The sequence below is a fragment of the Collinsella sp. HCP3S3_E11 genome (assembly GCF_052067375.1).
Classification (GTDB): Bacteria; Actinomycetota; Coriobacteriia; order Coriobacteriales; family Coriobacteriaceae; genus Collinsella.
On sequence record NZ_JBQHQI010000007.1, the window covers coordinates 18,736 to 35,855 of the forward strand.

The 17,120-nt window shown below is 60.6% G+C and carries 11 protein-coding genes; 2 read left to right on the forward strand and 9 right to left on the reverse strand.

Going from position 1 to position 17,120, the window contains the following annotated elements; genetic code table 11:
• The 9 genes from ACTM86_RS05690 to ACTM86_RS05730 form a co-directional block, all read right to left on the reverse strand.
• Positions 1-792: a polyphosphate polymerase domain-containing protein gene (locus ACTM86_RS05690; RefSeq protein WP_441016149.1), complete on the reverse strand. Its 792-nt coding sequence runs from the start codon at positions 790-792 to the stop codon at positions 1-3.
• Complete coding sequence (locus tag ACTM86_RS05695; protein ID WP_441016152.1) at positions 779-2,548, reverse strand: CotH kinase family protein; 1,770 nt, start codon at positions 2,546-2,548, stop codon at positions 779-781. The genes ACTM86_RS05690 and ACTM86_RS05695 overlap by 14 nt, the downstream gene beginning before the upstream one ends.
• Positions 2,538-4,082, reverse strand: a complete 1,545-nt coding sequence (pelG, locus tag ACTM86_RS05700; RefSeq protein WP_441016154.1) for an exopolysaccharide Pel transporter PelG — start codon at positions 4,080-4,082, stop codon at positions 2,538-2,540. Before pelG ends, ACTM86_RS05695 begins: the two co-directional genes overlap by 11 nt.
• A gap of 3 nt (positions 4,083-4,085) precedes the next feature.
• Positions 4,086-5,513 carry a GT4 family glycosyltransferase PelF gene (gene pelF / locus ACTM86_RS05705; RefSeq protein WP_441016156.1) on the reverse strand — a complete coding sequence of 476 codons (1,428 nt, stop codon included), beginning with the start codon at positions 5,511-5,513 and terminating at the stop codon, positions 4,086-4,088.
• Positions 5,510-7,390 (reverse strand): DUF2194 domain-containing protein, encoded by a 1,881-nt coding sequence (locus ACTM86_RS05710; protein ID WP_441016159.1) that lies wholly within the window; start codon positions 7,388-7,390, stop codon positions 5,510-5,512. Before ACTM86_RS05710 ends, pelF begins: the two co-directional genes overlap by 4 nt.
• A complete protein-coding gene (locus ACTM86_RS05715) occupies positions 7,387-8,292 on the reverse strand; it encodes a hypothetical protein (RefSeq protein WP_441016162.1) in 906 nt (301 codons plus the stop codon). The genes ACTM86_RS05710 and ACTM86_RS05715 overlap by 4 nt, the downstream gene beginning before the upstream one ends.
• On the reverse strand, positions 8,289-10,427 hold the full coding sequence (locus ACTM86_RS05720) for a DUF4118 domain-containing protein (protein WP_441016164.1): 2,139 nt from the start codon (positions 10,425-10,427) through the stop codon (positions 8,289-8,291). The genes ACTM86_RS05715 and ACTM86_RS05720 overlap by 4 nt, the downstream gene beginning before the upstream one ends.
• A gap of 628 nt (positions 10,428-11,055) precedes the next feature.
• A complete protein-coding gene (gene thrS, locus ACTM86_RS05725) occupies positions 11,056-12,819 on the reverse strand; it encodes a threonine--tRNA ligase (RefSeq protein ID WP_441016167.1) in 1,764 nt (587 codons plus the stop codon).
• 257 nt (positions 12,820-13,076) lie between these two features.
• A complete protein-coding gene (locus ACTM86_RS05730; RefSeq protein WP_006234085.1) occupies positions 13,077-13,508 on the reverse strand; it encodes a double zinc ribbon domain-containing protein in 432 nt (143 codons plus the stop codon).
• Positions 13,509-14,224: 716 nt separating this feature from the next.
• Here ACTM86_RS05730 and ACTM86_RS05735 point away from each other — a divergent pair.
• Positions 14,225-15,697 (forward strand): NAD(P)/FAD-dependent oxidoreductase, encoded by a 1,473-nt coding sequence (locus ACTM86_RS05735; RefSeq protein ID WP_441016170.1) that lies wholly within the window; start codon positions 14,225-14,227, stop codon positions 15,695-15,697.
• A gap of 1 nt (position 15,698) precedes the next feature.
• Positions 15,699-17,120, forward strand: coding sequence for an NAD(P)/FAD-dependent oxidoreductase (locus ACTM86_RS05740; protein ID WP_441016173.1), 1,422 nt, complete (start codon positions 15,699-15,701; stop codon positions 17,118-17,120).

Consider the following 17,120-nt stretch of genomic DNA (forward strand, 5'->3'; position numbering starts at 1 on the left):
CTAAATATCCCCTCGGTTCTCAAAATCCGAATCCCAGTAGTTAAAACCGCGCAGGTAGGCGGTCTTTTCGTAACACAGGCAGTACTTGGAGACCGCCGTAAGCTCGGCCGCGCCCGGCGGCACCATATCGCGCACCAGCTGCGGACAAAACTCGGTAAACTTGACCTCCATCACCAGCTTGCCGGGCTCCAGCACGGGCAGCGCGGGCAAGGTCGCGTCAAAGATGTCAAAGCTACCCACCGCGGCACGCACGTTCATGTCAAACGTAATGCGCACGGTGCCCTCATCCATCACCCACGGCTCGCGCTCGTAGTCCACGATGGTCCGCGGGCGCATCATGTTGCAGATACACTCGATGTAGAACTCGCGGCAGAGTTGGTGCGGGCTCCTCAGCAAAAAGCCGTAGTCGCCAGCCAGGATCTGCTCAAACTCGCCGCGCGTGAGCGGCGCGTCCTCCTTGAAGATCCAGCTGCCGTACTTCTTTTTGCGCTCGAGCTTAATCACCCTGTCGCTGCCGTTATAGATGCGCACGCGATACTTTTTGCGCATGAGAATACCGGCGTCTTTTTCCTCGTAGGCCGAGTTGCAGTAGTCGTCAAAGTACAGGCTGCGAATGGTGTAGCCACCCGAGCGCGCATGCTTGTCCAGTTTAAAAACCGGCGCCATGCGACAGGCAAGCGCGGAGTGCTCGCCCTCGTTAATGAGATATTTGAGCTCGTGGCGATAACGCTCCTGCGTGGCACGCGCAGGCGGGGCCGCCAGGCGCTCAAGCAACGCGCTAGCCCTCCTCATACGTGTCCTCCACGACCTTACCGCCGTCTTGCACGTAAAAGCACTTCATGCCGTACTGCTTGCCATCGTCGGTCACATAGTAGTCAAACGCATCTTGCGTATAGCCGTCGGAGTTGGTGGCACGCACGCGTACAAAGTACTGGCCGGTATCGGGCGCATCGCACGTTACCTCGGGCAGCAGCACGTCCTCGGCCTTAAAAAGCACGTCATTGATGGCGTAGTCGCGCGCAAGCTCGACGGTATAGCGAATATCGCGCGCCTCAAAGTCGTACGCGGCATCCCAGTTCACACGCAATTTGCCGTTATCGATCTGCGGCACGCCAATGTAGAACGGCATGGGCTTTTTAAAGCTTTCGCAGTAGCTCTTGTAGTTTTCCTCGATCTCGGAGGGAATCGCCGCGGCAATCTGCTCGTATTCGTCTTTGGTAACGGGCAGTTTATCGAGGTCGGGCGCGGAAAAGACAAGCGACTCGGTCACTTCGCGGTAATGTTTAATCATCTTGGCCAGACGCGCCTCGGTCAGATACGAGCGCAAGTCCTTGACGGCACGGTCGAGTTCGCTGCGGAACGACTTACTGCGCAACGCGCGGTTAAACAGCACGTTGCCCCAGTAGTTGCTCGCGCCGCGCTCCCAGCTCGCATAGTCCGAGAACCCCATCAGGCTATGCTCAAGCTTACGCAGCATGCCGTCGTTATCCCAATCCAAAAAGTACCAGGTATTTGAGTTGAGCGGGCTGTACAGATAGCAGTTACGGTTCTGCGTATCGCAGTTGCCCGTCAGGATCTGAAACGCCAGCCAATAGACCAGGTTCTCGGTATCAAAGTAGGTGTCGAGCACGTCATCGATCTTTTGCGATTCGTCGTTGAGCGCATCGAGCATCTCGATGAGCTTGGTGTGGTCCGAGTCGCCCTTAATCTCGAGCATGCTCTCAAAAGCCGCCTGGTTGTAGTCGGGTTCGTCGGCGAGTTTAATGGTGTCCTCGTAGCGATAGAACTCAAAGTTGTTCACCTTGTACAGGTGTCCATTCTTATCTAGGCCATGTGCCTTAAGCGCCGTCTTATTAAGCTGCTCTACCTGTGTAAACAGGCCGTAGTCCTCAAAGGTGTCGTTGGACTTTTCGGTCTGGTCGCACACCCACAGATGCACAAACTGTGTGCGCAGGCCCATCATCTGGGGAATCCCGCGAATCAAATCGTAGGCCATCTTATTTCGAAAGCGCAAACCCTCACCCATATGCTTGTTGAGCGCAATGGAACGCTGCTGACGCCAGGTACCCTTGCCCTTTTTGAGCTCCACCTTGTAATTCTTTTGCGTATAGGAGCTCGACGTCTGGCCGCGCACCTGCACGGTGGCATTGGGCGCTTCCTCGCCATAGCCAACCTCACCGGCAACCGGGCCCTCTTCGTCGCCCGCCTGCAAAAGGCCCATAACCTGATAGCGCGCCACGCCCATGTCAGCATAGTCATACACCGAGTACGTATTGATATCGGCCCAGCTGTGGTCCGTGTTCTCGGAGCTGTTGCCGCGCGAGACCGTCAGGTACATGGTCACAATGCCCGAGTCGTCGTAGACCTCGTAGAGCTCGTCCTTGTCGCGCAGGTGCTTGACCTCATTCGAGGCCTCGGCCTTGTTAATCTTGCCCTGCTTTTTGACCTTTTTGGTCGAGGATTCGTCCTGCGCAGAGCAGCCCGAAAGCAGCAGTGTGCCGGCAGCCGCCTCAATCAAGCGGCGACGCGATATCATCCTATCGGTCATCAGGACCTCCCCAATGGTTGCGATACACACGGACCACCGTGCGTTCAAACGCGCCATGTGGCTCGCCCTTATGGCGGGCTTCCTCATAGCGCCGCTCGGCACGGTCGAGCAAGCGGCCCAGCTGTGTAAAGCGACCCGTCTTGTCGGTCGCCACCATGGGCTGCTGGCTCAGAATACGATACGGCAAGTTGGCAGTATAGGTGTCGAGTCGCAGCAGCGCCACGATAAAAAACACCGCCGCACCCAACAAAAAGCCAAAGCCGTAAAACTGCTGCGGCAAAAGCAGCGACACGGCAGTCGCCAGCCCCGCCACACCGGCAAACAGGCCCGAGGCCAGCACGGCCCCCTTGTAGTCGGTAAAGTACAGCAAGACGAGCATCACCGTATTGCCCACGGCATACAGGCCATAGCCCACGCATAGCGTGCGAAAATACCCGTGCATAAGACTGTTAAAGCCCAGCGGCAGGGCCGAGAGCACCGTGGTCTCGAGCGAAATGACCGCCGCCGTCACAAACAGCTGCTTGAGCGCGCAAAAGCGCAGTTCGCTGTTGAGCGTGGAGAGCATCTCCTCCTCGGCCACCACAATATCGCCCACCACGCCACCGTCGTTGAACAGGCTGTAGTAGTCGCGGTAGCGCGGGTAAAAGTTGACCTCGACCGAGACCACAAAGTTGACGGTCGTGACCAGGACCGTCAAAAACGCGATGAGCGCCGGAACATCGTGGTAGGGCGCGCCATAAAACAAGCCCTTGACCTGCACGCCAATGGGACCGGCCCAAATAATTACCAGGTGCGCAAAGAGCCCCAGGTTGGTAAACAGACCCGTGAGCGCCAGCGGCATAAACTGATCGAGCCAGCGCAAAAAGAGCCAGGGACTGCGGTCGCTCTGTGGAAAATACCGGTACAGCAGCACCACGTCCCAGGCGAGCATGACGCCGTAGCCCAGGGCGATTGATGCCAACAGGCTCTCAACCGGCGGCAGCCCCAGTGCCAGCGCGGCCAGGGCGCACAGGAACGCCACGCCAATGGCAGCCGCAAAGCTGCACAGAATGCCACGGTAATCCTTAATAGCGGTGAGATAGCTCATGCCGTTCCAGTTGACGATCATAATGTTGAACAGCCACAGGCACAGCAGCCCCTGCAGCAGTGTGGCGCCCGAAAACAGCAAAAAGACGCCGTAGAGCGCCGTGCCCGTAACCAGCATGATGGCGTTGGAACCCCAAAACGAGGGCAAGACCTCTTCTTCGCGCTCGGCGAAGAGCATGTCCGCCAAAAAGCGCGTGACGGGCATGGAGAAAAAGCTCGTGAGCGTAAGCGACGCCAGCAGCGTATAGGTCACCATGCACACCAGCAGATCCTGGTTGGCGCGGCCCACACCCCACAGACCGCACAGCACCAAGATACCCACCTGGAGCAGCACGCCCAGCAGCATGGGGCCCGTGCACACAATGCCGGCGTAGCCATAGGCGCGCATCGTGGCAAACAGACCCTTGCGCCTAAACAGGCGTTTGAGCTCAAAACCGATTCCGGCCACCGGCTACTCCCCCTCTCTGGGCAAATCATACGCACGCGCCGTCTCGTCGTACAGCGCGCGATAGTTGGCGAGCATCTGCTCGTGCAAAAAGTACGTGGCAACGCGACGCTGGCCGCGCTCCCCCATCTCGATACGGCGGGCACGGCTTGCGCACATGCGCTCCATGGCATCGGCCAAGCCCTTGCGATACATAGGCGGCGTCACAAATCCCGCCACGCCAAAGCCGTCGCCCGGGGCGCCTTCGAGCAGCTCACGGCAGCAGCCCACCTCGGTCGTCACGCAGGGACGACGCGCGGCAAGCGACTCCAGCACGCTGAGCGGCTGGCCCTCGGAGATGCTCGTCAAAATGGTAAAGTCCAGCTTTTCCATGTACTCGACCACGTTGACGCGGCCGGTAAAGATCAGGTCGCGCACGCCCAGGGTATCGACCAGCGCGTGGCACTCGGCGCCGTACTCCTCGTCGTCCACGCCGCCCATGATATGCAGGCGCACCTTAGGGACGCGCTCGTGCAGTTCAAAGAAGGCATAGATCATGGTCTTAACGTCCTTGATGGGCGCCAGGCGCACCACCGCGCCAATGTCAACCCAGCCGTCATCAGGCTTTAAGGGAATGTCCTTAAAGCGGTCGAACTGAATGCCATTGGGGATGACCAGGCATTTGTCCGCATCGCAGCCCATATCGATCTGCGTCTTGCGGGCGTTATGAAACAAACTGGTCACGCGGAAGGCGCGACGGTAGATCTCCTCCGAAAGCAGGTAGAAAAAGCGAATCCAGCGGTCCTTAAACGACGGCACCACCCAGTCGGCGCGAATAATCTCCTCCTCGCGCTCGCGCGTGTAGATGCCGTGCTCGGTGAGCAACACCGGCGCATGATGAACGCTTGAGCCCAGGCAGGCGAGCAGGCCGCCGTAGCCGGTCGAGATGGCGTGGTACACATCGGCCACCGGCACCTCGCCGCCCAGCAGGTAGAGCACGGGCAGCAACATGGAGCGCATGGTATGGAATGCGTCGGCAAAAGGCGTGTAGGGGTACTCGGCCAGGCACACGTCGCGAAAGATATCCATAAACGTGCGGCTCTGCAAAAACGAGAGCGGATGCACGCGACGACGCTGGAAGATATCGAACAGCATGTCCCAATCCGGATTGGAAAGCGACACCAGGCGGCGCAGTGCCTCGCGCTCGCGGTCGTTAAAGTCCGCCTCTTCCTGCTCGCCCGAAAGACGCAGGGCGTCGTCCAGAAACACCTCGTGCACCTCGACAACGTTTTTGGGCAGCTCGTAGACAAACTTGCCGCGGTCGGCCGCATGCGCGCCAATCACCCACAGCACAAACTCGTGCTCGGGCATGGCCTGTATATAGCCATGCATCCAGGTGGACACGCCACCGTGCACATAGGGGTAGCAACCTTCGAGCACCAAGCAGATTCTCATTTGTCGCTACCCTCCTTGCGCGCAATGGTCACCGTCTTGTCCGTAGCTTTGACCAGGTACAGGTCGCCCGTCAGATGCGTAATCTCGCCACCCGTGACTGCACCCGGCTCGCCGTTATTGGCGCGGAACATGAGCCACGCCTCGTCGTGAAAATTGCCCAGGTTAAGCGTCCAGGCATCCGCGTCTGTATCCACGCTCACCGTCACGGACGAAAAGCGCTGGATGGCGCCCGAGCATTCCGAGCCGGTCTGGCGACGCAGGTCGGGCGCAGACTTGGTAAGCCAGTCCAGGTAGTCGGTCAGGCCGCCCTTGTAGACCTCCCAGCCTTGCCTGGCGCCGCGATCGGGATCGAGCAGGTCGTCCGGGTGCATAAAGTGCGTGCTCACGTAGTGCATGTTGAGCTCGGACACGGCAGCCAGGCGCATATAGGAATCGTCGACCATGCCGCCCGAGACAATACGCGGCTGCTCCACAATGCCATCGCTCGCCACGCTAAACTCCTGCACGTACGGCAGGTCGGTACCATCCTCAAAATACGTACTGGCGATGGTCTTAATGCGCGGCACGTCCTCGCCAATAATCTTGCGAGCGCGGGCCGAAAGGATATTTGACGGCGGCACGTAGACCGAACCGTGCGCGTTGGGTAGCACCTCGTCCTGAAAGGCGATAAGCTCGTTGAGCGATGCAACAAGCGTCTCCTTGTTCTTCCACGTCTTGTAGTCGTACAGCGTGCCATAGTCGGTATCCCAGAGCGCCAGCGGCTGATGGTTGTAGCCGTGAAAGCCCAGCTCTCCGCCCATCTGCAGCAGCATGCCGCCAAAGTAGCGAAACTGCGTGGTATCGGCCTGGCGCGCGGGCTCGGTCCGATTGACCGCGTCCTCGTAGTTTTCGATCATCACGCCGGTATAGCGAATGCCGTATTTTTGCGCGAGCTTTTGCAGATCGGGCCACCAGACCTTGGCATAAAAGTCGGCGATGGAAAGCCCGTAGTCGCGCTTGATGTAGGTGCCGTCGCCCGAGGGCACGGGGCTGGGAAAGTCATCCAGATAGAAGACGGCGCTGTTGATGACCGGGTAGGCCGTGGCATCGCCGAGCAAGCTGATCGCCGCGGCGTAAAACCCGCGCATGACCTTGCTGTAAATGCCAAAGTTGCACACCACGGTATGTCCGCTGCCGCAATCGCTCGACCAAACAAGGGGCGTACCCGTATCGCCGGTTTTGGCCCACACGTGCGCCGTCTCGCGCAGCGAAACCAGCAGTGACGATTTAAAGGGGTCCGATAACTCGTAGCGCTGGCCACCACCGATCATAAAGTCCTTGCTCGGGACGATACTTTCTGCCGTGGTGTACTCATATCCAACGGTATCGATGCCAAACTTGGGTGCAACGGCTTGCATATAGCCGGAGTTCTCCGGCGTCATACCCAGCATGAGCGAGCCGCCAGCATTCACCCAGCTCATCAGGTCGGTGAGGTGCGTGCCCAGCGCATCGAGGGATGGCATAAGCAAAATCACGCGGTCAAACGACGTCAGCGAGGGAATGGCATCCGCGCCGTCCAGGGCAAGGTCCACGTCGCGGTGCGCGATCTTCATGTCGAGCAGAATCTGGTCGAACTGCTCCTTTACGTCCTCGACACCCGCCTGGTCGGAATCAGTAATGACCAGGCACGTGGGCTTTTGACCAAATATTGCCGAGGAGGCCGGCACCGCATCGTTGGCGGCAAGCATCCCCAGCTTATGCTGGCCCGCACTGTACTGCACGCCGGCACGCTCCACCAGCAGCACGGCGGCCATGGCAATAAAGACCGCCCACACCACGAGCAGGCCCATCCAGCGAAAATGGCCCGCACGGTCGCGGATATGCTGAACCACGCTCATCGGGCCTCCTCCCCGTCGCGCCAAAAAGCCAGCTCCTCGCGGTTGGCGGCGCTCAAGTACACATGCTGTTTGTCGATCGCATCGATCACGCGGTGGACCTCGTCACCGTCGCGGCGCATCACGGCCAGGCGCAGGTAAAGCATCCAAACCTCCTGCTCCTCGGGCGCGTCGAGCACGAGCTGGTCGGTCACGGCCTGCGCCTCGTCGATCTGTCCGACATCGGCCAGCGCCGTCGCATACCGAATACGCAGCTCAAAGGTGTCCTCGCGCTCGCAGCGGCGCGCAAGCAGACGTGCGTACTGTTGACGCTGAATCTGAGCCACGCGCCCCTCAGCCAAACCCGAGTCTAAATACTCACCAAGAAAATCGCAGTATTCGTTGAGGTTTTGCGCGCTCGGGTCGGTCTTAAAGGCGCGCTCCAGCTGCTGCAGTTTAAGGTCGGACTCCTTGGAGATCTGCGCCACCGCCGTCGCGGCATAGTGCGCCACTTCAACGTCGTCGTTCAGCTTAGCCGCCTGCAGCTGCGCCAGGTACGCATCGGGCTCCTCGGTGAGCATGGAGAGCATGAGGCGGCGCCGGTCTGCCGGGTCGTTGACGATGAGCGCCTCCTCGAGCGGGATCACGCCCGCATCGGCTTCACGGTCGTGGACCAAGATGCTGCGATGCAGCTCGTCGTTAATGCGCAGCGACTCTAGCGTGGCGTCCTTAAGGTCCGCGCCAAACACGGCGCTACGCGTGACAAGCAGCACCACCAGCAGCGGTCCCCACAACGGCACGAGTACCATCACGGCCAGCATATGCCCGCGCACCGGCAGCAGGCCCAACTTCATAAGCGTCCACAACACCAGACAAACCAGCGCATGAATCAGCAGCAAGACGGCAGCAACGACAAGCGAGATCAAGCGACATCCCCCTCACCGTCACCGGTGTCAGCGATGTGCTGCAGAAGCGCCACGATGTCCTCGCCGTCGACGGGCTCCACCGCAATCCGCTTCGCGCTCAGGCGCTCGCGGATAATGGGGAGGTCGCACGCCTTTGCCTGGCGCATAAGCAGGTAAAGCACGTCACCGTCGACCAGGCCCGCCGCATCGCTCTCGCGGATTGCCGACCCAATTGCGCCCACCAGCTCGCCGACAGGCTCCATGCCCGGCACCACGCGTAGGAGCAAAAAGCTGCCCATCTTGCCATCCGACAGCGCCTGCTCGGCCGCGAGCTCTTGACCAAAGGCCGCCTGCTTGAGCACGCACGTGCCATCGACGCAGCGTTTATCCTGCGCCACCGCCTCATAGTCAAAGGCACGCCCCAGCGCGCTTTCGACCAGTCCGCACAAGATGCGGAACAGGTTTTGGTAATAGAGCGTCATTTGGTTCTCGGCCGCACGACGCACAAAGATCAACACGGCGGGCGCCCCGTCGCGCTCGATCGTATATCCAAACATGGGAAGCCCCGGCGTCAGCTCGCGATTGACCCACAGGTTCGAACGACCCCCGCCGCCCAAAAGGGGTGCAAGTTGCTCAAGCGTGAGCGAGCGCGTGGCGTCTTCGGCAATCACGGGACTCGCCGCCACCAGACGTGCAAACGCCCCGCCCGAAACGTGGTAGATCGTCACCGAATTGTTTTCGAGAATCTCACCCATGAGCTCACAGCACTTGCGGTAGATGTCGCGCGGGTTGAGCACGTCGAGCTCTTGCGTCACGGCAAAGATCTTGCCAAAGCTATCGTGACGCCCCACAATCTGGCGCTTGTAGGTGCGCTTGTCCTCGATAGCATCGTGATAGAGCTGCGTGAGGAACGTATTGCGATTACGCACGAGCTCGTTTTGGTCGCGCTCCACCTTAATGGCCTCGTTGTTGCGCAGCTGCACGTAGCCGCATACGGCACCCACCACAAAGTACGCGATAAACGGCAGCCAGTTGGACGGCTCGTAAAAGAGGCCCTGGAAGGTATAGCCATACTGGGTAAAGTAGCTCACAGCCAACCCAACCGATGCCAGCAGCGCCGCAACCAGACCAAAGTCCAGGCCATACAGCGTGCCGATGAGCACGACGTAAAGCAGGCGATAATCGAGCACGTTGAGCTGGGCAGATTGCGAGAACAAATACTCCAGCACCTCGAACAGGACCCAGGCGACGCCCGTCTCCAGGCATTTAATAGGCAGCGTGTGCATCTGGATGCGGTCGATGGCGGCGCGCAAGGGGTTGACCTTCCCTGCGCGGCCAGCATCCCAGCGAGCATGAATGGTCGAAAGATCACGAAACGGGTCGTAGCGCTGAAACCAGCCATAGCGAACGCGAACGATGTCGCTGACGGGCAGGGCATAGCCGGCAGAATCGCCATAGGCAACTGAGAGCCCTGGGAACAGCGCCTTGAGGGCCTCGCCCACCTCACCTGACGTGTGATGGAAGGTATCGGCAACATCGAGCGTCTCAAAGGAGGCGTCCCAGCTGTCAAAGATGCGATGCACCAGCACCGCGAGTTCCTCGGCACACAGCAGCGGAAACGGCGCGTCCTCCGCGCCCTGCAAAGCGACCGATCCGGTTGAGCACGCGTCGAACAGCGGCACCAAAAACGGATCATCCAGCGAGGCAGACGCGGTATACAGGAACGGCACGCGCAGGATCTTGGTTTGAACGCCCTCGCGAGCAGCGTAGTAGCGGCACAGGTCGTTGGCTGCGCGCGCGATAATGCCCTTGCCCGTTCGCCCCGTGGTATCGGCGGCACCCGCGGCACCCGAGGGCCCCGCCACATACAGCAGCTGGACCCGGCGACCCGCGCACGCACGAAAGACCGAGCGCAGCAGCTCGATATCGCCCACGATATCGGTATGCGGGGTAAGGTAATTGGATAGGTAGACCACCCGGTCGAACTCGTAGGCCTGCTCCAAGTGCTGGATGAGCTCATTCCACGAGGCATGGGGCGACGATTCATCGCGGCGCGCTTCCGCGGCAGCGACGACCTTAACGTGGTCCCCGGGGAACGCCTTGGCACAAAAGTCATCGTCAACATATGCGGTGTTGCCAACAACCAGCACCTCCATGGCGCACCCCTCCCCTGAATTCCACATTTGCCATAGTCAAACATGCGTATTGTACGCCGTCAACGCGAGCCGGGACGCCTTTAAGGCAGTTTTAAGAACATCTTTAGAGGATGAAAACCAAGCACCCTAAGGCAAAGGCACGATAAGAGACCACTCGGAAAACAACTTTTAGAGCAAATTGACCTAAATCTCCCGAACGACGAGCCCGCCCTCCAGTATGAGCTTGCGTGCGCGGTTGCTACTACGTCCAGCAATACCAAGCGAAGTGCCATAGTAATCAAGAAGGGCGAGTACCTTAGCCACCTCTGACTCGCGAACACCCTTGGCGCCGCATTGTCTGTTCCATCCCTTGCCCCTTAACTTGCGTCCGCGACACACACGGATGCAGGGGCGTTAAGAACAGGCTTCTCGCTCGCAGCTAGGCGCAGTCGCAAAAGTACAGGCTTTTGAAGTGGGGTATGGAGATGTGCCCGCTCGCGCCGCAATTTGCGCAAGCTGGGAAAACGATCTGAATTTACCCGTATAACGAGCTTCGTCGAAAGATACGAAAAACTGTACCTTTTTGCACAACAAAAAAGGCGACCACCCGCGAGGACGATCGCCTTTGTTAATTCTTGTATTGTTTGTGCTAGGCGCGAGTCTTAATCTCCTCGGTCACCTTGGCCACAAACTCGTCAACGCTCATCTGAACGGTCTCGTTGGAGCGATCGCGGACGGAGATGTTGCCGGCCTCGACCTCCTTCTCGCCCAGGATGAGCATATAGGGCACGCGGTCGATGCTGCGGGCCTCGCGGATCTTGTAGCCGATCTTCTCGTCGCGGTCGTCGCAGACCACGCGAATGCCGGCCTCCTCCAGCTTGGCGCACACCTCGTGGGCATAGTCGCGGCTCTTCTCGGAGACCGGAAGCGCCTTGACCTGCACGGGAGCCAGCCAGGTGGGGAACTTGCCCGCAAAGTGCTCGATCAGAATGCCAATAAAGCGCTCGATGGAGCCAAAGCACACGCGGTGCAGCATAATGGGGCGCTTCTTGGTGCCGTCGGCGTCCACGTACTCCAGATCAAAGTTGAGCGGCATCTGGAAGTCGAGCTGCACGGTACCGCACTGCCAGGTACGGCCGAGCGAGTCCTCCAGGTGGAAGTCGATCTTGGGGCCGTAGAAGGCGCCGTCGCCCTCGTTGACCTCGTAGTCCATGTGCAGCTGCTCAAGAGCGGTGCGCAGGCCCTCTTCGGCTCGTGCCCAGTCCTCGTCAGAACCCATGGAGTCCTCGGGGCGGGTGGAAAGCTCAACGTGATACTTAAAGCCAAACTTCTGGTACACAGAGTCGATGAGGTTGACCACGCCCACAATCTCGTCGGTCAGCTGGTCGGGGCGCACAAACAGGTGGGCGTCGTCCTGGTTAAAGCAGCGAACGCGGAACAGGCCGTGCAGGGCGCCGCGCAGCTCGTGGCGGTGCACCAGGCCAATCTCGCCGGCGCGGATGGGCAGCTCGCGATAGGAGTGCGGCTTGGAGGCGTACACCAGCACGCCGCCCGGGCAGTTCATGGGCTTAATGCAGTACTCTTCGTCGTCGATGACGGTGGAGTACATGTTGTCCTTGTAGTGGTCCCAATGGCCCGAGGTCTTCCACAGCTGCTTGTTCATGATGAGCGGCGTGGATATCTCCACGTAGCCGGCCTTGTGGTGGATCTCGCGCCAGTAGTCCAGCAGCGTGTTCTTAAGGATCATGCCGTTGGGCAGGAAGAACGGGAAGCCGGGGGCCTCATCGCGCATCATAAAGAGGTCCATCTCGCGGCCGATCTTGCGGTGGTCGCGCTTCTTGGCCTCCTCCAGCATGCGCATGTGCTCGTCGAGCTCTTCCTTGGTGGCAAAGGCGACGCCGTTGATGCGGGTGAGCATCTTGTTGTCCTTGTCGCCCTTCCAGTAGGCGCCCGAGACACCGGTGAGCTTAAAGGCCTTGAGGGCCTTGGTGTAGCAGATGTGGGGGCCGACGCACATGTCGATGTAGTCGCCCTGCTGGTAGAAGGTGATGCGGGCGTCGTCGTCCAGATCGCCGATGTGCTCGACCTTGTACTTCTCGCCGCGCTCCTCCATAAGGGCGATGGCCTCGGCGCGGGACTTCTCGTACACGGAGAACTTGAGGTTCTCCTTGACGATCTTTTTCATTTCGGCCTCGATCGCGGGGAAATCGTCCTCGCTGATCTTGACGCCCTCGGGCAGGTCGACGTCGTAGTAAAAGCCGTTGTCGGTCGCGGGGCCGTAGGCAAAATCGGCCTGGGGGTACAGGCGCTTGATGGCCTGCGCCATGATGTGCGCGGCGGAGTGGCGGATGACGTGCGTGACCTCGTCCTGCGGGAGCTCGGCCACCGAACCGTCATTGTAGAGTGCCTTCATGGGTATGTTTTCTCCTCTCGGATGCCTTGTGCAAGTGCTGCTTGGCGCCGTGCGGTGTGCATTGCGCTTGCCGGCGCGTGCGTTTTGACTTGCATCATTATAGGCAGGTTACCTAGGTATACAAGCGCCCGCCGCACCTGAATGGCACGGCGGGCGATTTTCTACGCATGCTTCATCGTGTGGGGGCGGGGCTGCGTGCGGCGTTCGCGTGGCGCGCGGCGTGTCCGTGGCTTGCGGCCGGCCCGGCGATGGATGCGCTACTGAATGCGAGTTCGGCAGTAGGGGCAGACCTTCCAGTGCGCGTCGAGCGGGCGATGGCAGCTGGGGCACACGTTGCGAACCTGGGTGTCGCACACCGGGCAGACCACAAAGTCCTTCTCGATGGGCGCACCGCACTGCGGGCAGGTGCCGTACTGGGCAAGCTGACGCTCGCGCAAGGCCATGTCCAGCTCCTGCTCCTCGCGGTCGGCCGCATAGGAGTGCGGGCGCAGGACCAGGTAGGCGATGAGGCCTACAAACGGGATGAGGGCAATGATGCCCCATGCCACGTAAGCGCTGGCGCCGCGGCGACGGGCGTCAATAAACACATAGACGACCGACAGCACGTACAGGGCGATGATAAAGCCAACAAAGGCATAGATGACGCCCATAAGCTGCGGCGACATGAGCTCAGAGATGTACTTGGACATTAGGATACCTTTCGGGGTAGTTACAACTCGAGTTAGTGTAACACGGGGGTTAACGATTTGGCAGGTCGCAGGCATGGGCGGATAGAAACATCTCAATCTGTAACAGGTGAGAGCGGAATCCGGGTCCAGATGTTACAGAATTAGACAAACCGTTCTCTCCCCGACTTAAATCTCAATCTGTAACATCTTGACTCCAGAATCAGTCCCTACTGTTACAGATCAAGATGAACGGTGAGCCCTCCGTTAAATATCTCAATCTGTAACAACAACTCGGCAAAAACAGGTCTAACTGTTACAGATTTAGACATTCGAAACCGACTGATGGGTTCATCTAAATCTGTAACATCTAGACCCCAAATCGATCCCAAGATGTTACAGATCGAGACAGATGACCTCTCCCTGACTTTAAATCTCAATCTGTAACACATAGGACCGATTTTCTACTCTTACTGTTACAAATTAAGACAAACAGAGGGCCCGCCTGGCAAACGTATCGATCTGTAACATCTGGAACCCAACTCTTCTGCTTACCGTTACAGAACGAGACAAACCTTTGACAACAGGGGTGCCAGACGAGGTCACCGATTGACCTGAGTCTCCCCTCGCCTGCCGTTGGCGGATGCAGCGGGGCTGTTCGCCGCATTGCCGCTGCGCGGGGGATGCGCACACCGTAGGATAGCCTTATTGACAGCCTGTCAACTCGTCTTGGAGGCACTGTGGCAGAAACGTTTGATATCGCGATTGTGGGCGCGGGCATCACCGGATGCGCCATCGCGCGGCAGCTCGCACGCTATGACCTGTCCATCTGCGTGGTCGAGGCGGCCAACGACATTGCCCTGGGCGCGTCGAAGGCCAACGGCGGCCTGGTGCACGCCGGCTACGATCCGGCGCCGGGCACGGTTAAGGCCCAGGTCAACGCCCGCGGCTGCGAGCTATATGGCACGTGGGCCCAGGAGCTGGGCTTTTTGTTTTGCCGCACCGGGTCCATGGTGCTGGGCTTTAGCGACCAAGACCGCGCGCAGCTGGAGCAGCTGCAAAGCAACGGGCTGGCAAACGGCGTACCCGAGTTGGCGATCATCGGGGCCGAGCGCATCCACGAGCTGGAGCCGCGCGCCAGCGCCCAGGCCACGTGCGCGCTGTGGTGTCCCTCGACCGGCTATGTCGATCCCTTTGAGGTCGCCATCGCCGCGATGGAGAACGCCGTAGCCAACGGCGTGACGTTTGTGCGCTCCGCACCGGTGGAGACGATCGAGGTAGCTCCCGGCGCTGGCGACAGGAGCGGTGACGGGACCGCTCGTTTTACGCTGGTGACACCGGCCGGTGATGTGCGCTGCCGCTATTTGATTAACGCGGCGGGCAACGGCGCCGCAGACATCTCGCATATGGCGGGCGCCGAGGAGTTCCAGATGGTCTGGCGCCAGGGCAACATTGTGGTGCTGGACAAGGAGCCGCGTGCACTCATGCCGCTCTACCCCGTTCCCACGCCGGTTTCCAAGGGCGTCATCGTTACGGGCACCGTCCACGGCAACACGGTGATCACCGCGACGGCCGCTGTGCGCGAGGCGGGCGACACGCAGACCTATGCGAGCGATGTCGACGCGCTGCTGAGCGGCGCGCGCAAGCTGGTGCCCGATCTGGACACGCGCCGCGTGGTGCGAGCGTTTGCCGGCGGGCGTCCGGTCATTAAGGGAACGAACGACTTCTTTATTGGGCAGTCCGCCGTGGTGCCAGGCCTGTTCCAGGCGGCAGGCATTCAGTCGCCGGGCGTAGCGAGCGCTCCGGCCATTGCCGAGCGAATGGAGCAGGTGCTGCGCGAGGCGGGTGTTGCTTTGCGCGAGCGGGCCGATTGGGATCCGATTCGTCGCGCGCCGGACGACTTCGACCGTGCGCCGCTTGCGCGCAAGGAGGAGCTGATCGAGTCCGACCCTGCATGGGGGCAGATTGTCTGCCGCTGCGAGACGGTGCCCGAGGCCGAAATCGTGGCCGCGATTCGACGCCGCCCGGGTGCGGTCTCGGTCGAGGGCGTCAAACGCCGCTGCCGTGCCGGCATGGGTCGGTGCCAGAGCGGCTTTTGCCAAAGCCGCGTGGTGCGGATTCTGGCCCGCGAGCTGGGCTGCGATCCCAGCGAGGTGCTGCTGGAGGACACTGGCTCGTGGCTCGTTGAGGGACCTTTGAAGGGGGTGCGCTAGGATGGCGACGAGTATCGATATGGGTGCGGTATCGGGCGTCGAGTGCACTTGCGCAGATGCCGACAGGGCATCAATTGCTGCCGGCGCCGTGCAGACGCAGGCGTTCGACGTAGTCGTTATCGGCGGCGGACCTGCCGGCATGGCGGCCGCACTTGCCGCACACAAGGCCGGAGCGCGCGTGGCCATCGTGGAGCGCGAGCAGCACCTGGGCGGCATCCTGCGCCAGTGCATCCACCCGGGCTTTGGCCTCTCACACTTTAAGCAGGAACTGACCGGTCCCGAGTACGCACAGCGCTTTATCGACCAGGTGCGCAAAACCGATATCGCACTGTTCCTGGACAGTATGGTGATTGGGATCGACTCAAGCGAGGACAAAGTCGCAGGCGCGGGCGCAAGTGGCGCGGCGAGCGAAGCCTCGACACACACCGTCACGCTCATGAGCCCCGCCGGCATGTTGCAGCTCACCGGGCGCGCCGTCGTCCTTGCCATGGGGTGTCGCGAGCGCACGCGCAGCGAGATCAAGATTCCCGGCAGCCGCCCCGCCGGCGTGTTTACCGCCGGCCTGGCGCAGCGATACATCAACATCGACAACCTCAAGCCCGGCTCGCGCGCCGTCATTTTAGGCTCGGGCGACATTGGGCTCATCATGGCGCGTCGCTGCACGCTCGAGGGGATTTCGGTCGAGGGCGTGTACGAGCTTATGCCATACGCCAACGGCCTGCGCCGCAATGTGAAGAACTGCCTGGACGATTTTGGCATTCCGCTGCACCTGTCCACCACCGTCACACGCGTGATTGGGCACGACCGCGTGGAGGCCGTCGAGGTGAGCCAGGTCGACGAAAATCTGGCGCCCATTCCGGGGACCGAGCACATCGTTCCGTGCGACACGCTGCTGCTTTCGGTAGGTTTGATTCCCGAGAACGAGCTTTCGGTAGGCGCGGGTGTTGAGCTTGACCCGCGCACGCGCGGCGCCGTGGTGGACCAGAGCCTGCAGACGGACGTGCCAGGCATCTTTGCCTGCGGCAACGTGCTGCACGTGCACGACCTGGCCGATAACGTGACGGCCGAGTCCGAGCGTGCCGGTGCGGCTGCAGCGGCGTACGCGCTGGGGACCGGCGCGGATGTCGAAACGGGCGCTGGCTGCCAGCTCACGGTCTCCCCTGCCGGCATCGCCGGCTACGCGCTGCCGGGACGCATTACGGCCGTGGCACTCACCAGGCTCAACTTCCGCGTGCGCCGGCCGGTCGATGCCGCCCGCGTGCGCATTCTGGCGGACGACGAGGAACTGCTTACGGGCAAGGTCCGCGCGTTTAAACCGAGCGTTATGGAAAGCTTCCCGCTGCCGGCAAAGGTGATACAGCGAGCGCTCGACCTGGGTGCCAGCGAGATTATCCTTTCCGTCGAGCCCGTCGAGGAGGCATAG

Coding starts and splice junctions, on each gene's coding strand:
- ACTM86_RS05690 (WP_441016149.1), bottom strand. CDS start 792: ATGAGGAGGGCTAGCGCGTTGCTTGAGCGCCTGGCGGCCCCGCCTGCG.
- ACTM86_RS05695 (WP_441016152.1), bottom strand. CDS start 2,548: ATGACCGATAGGATGATATCGCGTCGCCGCTTGATTGAGGCGGCTGCC.
- pelF (WP_441016156.1), bottom strand. CDS start 5,513: ATGAGAATCTGCTTGGTGCTCGAAGGTTGCTACCCCTATGTGCACGGT.
- ACTM86_RS05710 (WP_441016159.1), bottom strand. CDS start 7,390: ATGAGCGTGGTTCAGCATATCCGCGACCGTGCGGGCCATTTTCGCTGG.
- ACTM86_RS05720 (WP_441016164.1), bottom strand. CDS start 10,427: ATGGAGGTGCTGGTTGTTGGCAACACCGCATATGTTGACGATGACTTT.
- thrS (WP_441016167.1), bottom strand. CDS start 12,819: ATGAAGGCACTCTACAATGACGGTTCGGTGGCCGAGCTCCCGCAGGAC.
- ACTM86_RS05730 (WP_006234085.1), bottom strand. CDS start 13,508: ATGTCCAAGTACATCTCTGAGCTCATGTCGCCGCAGCTTATGGGCGTC.
- ACTM86_RS05740 (WP_441016173.1), top strand. CDS start 15,699: ATGGCGACGAGTATCGATATGGGTGCGGTATCGGGCGTCGAGTGCACT.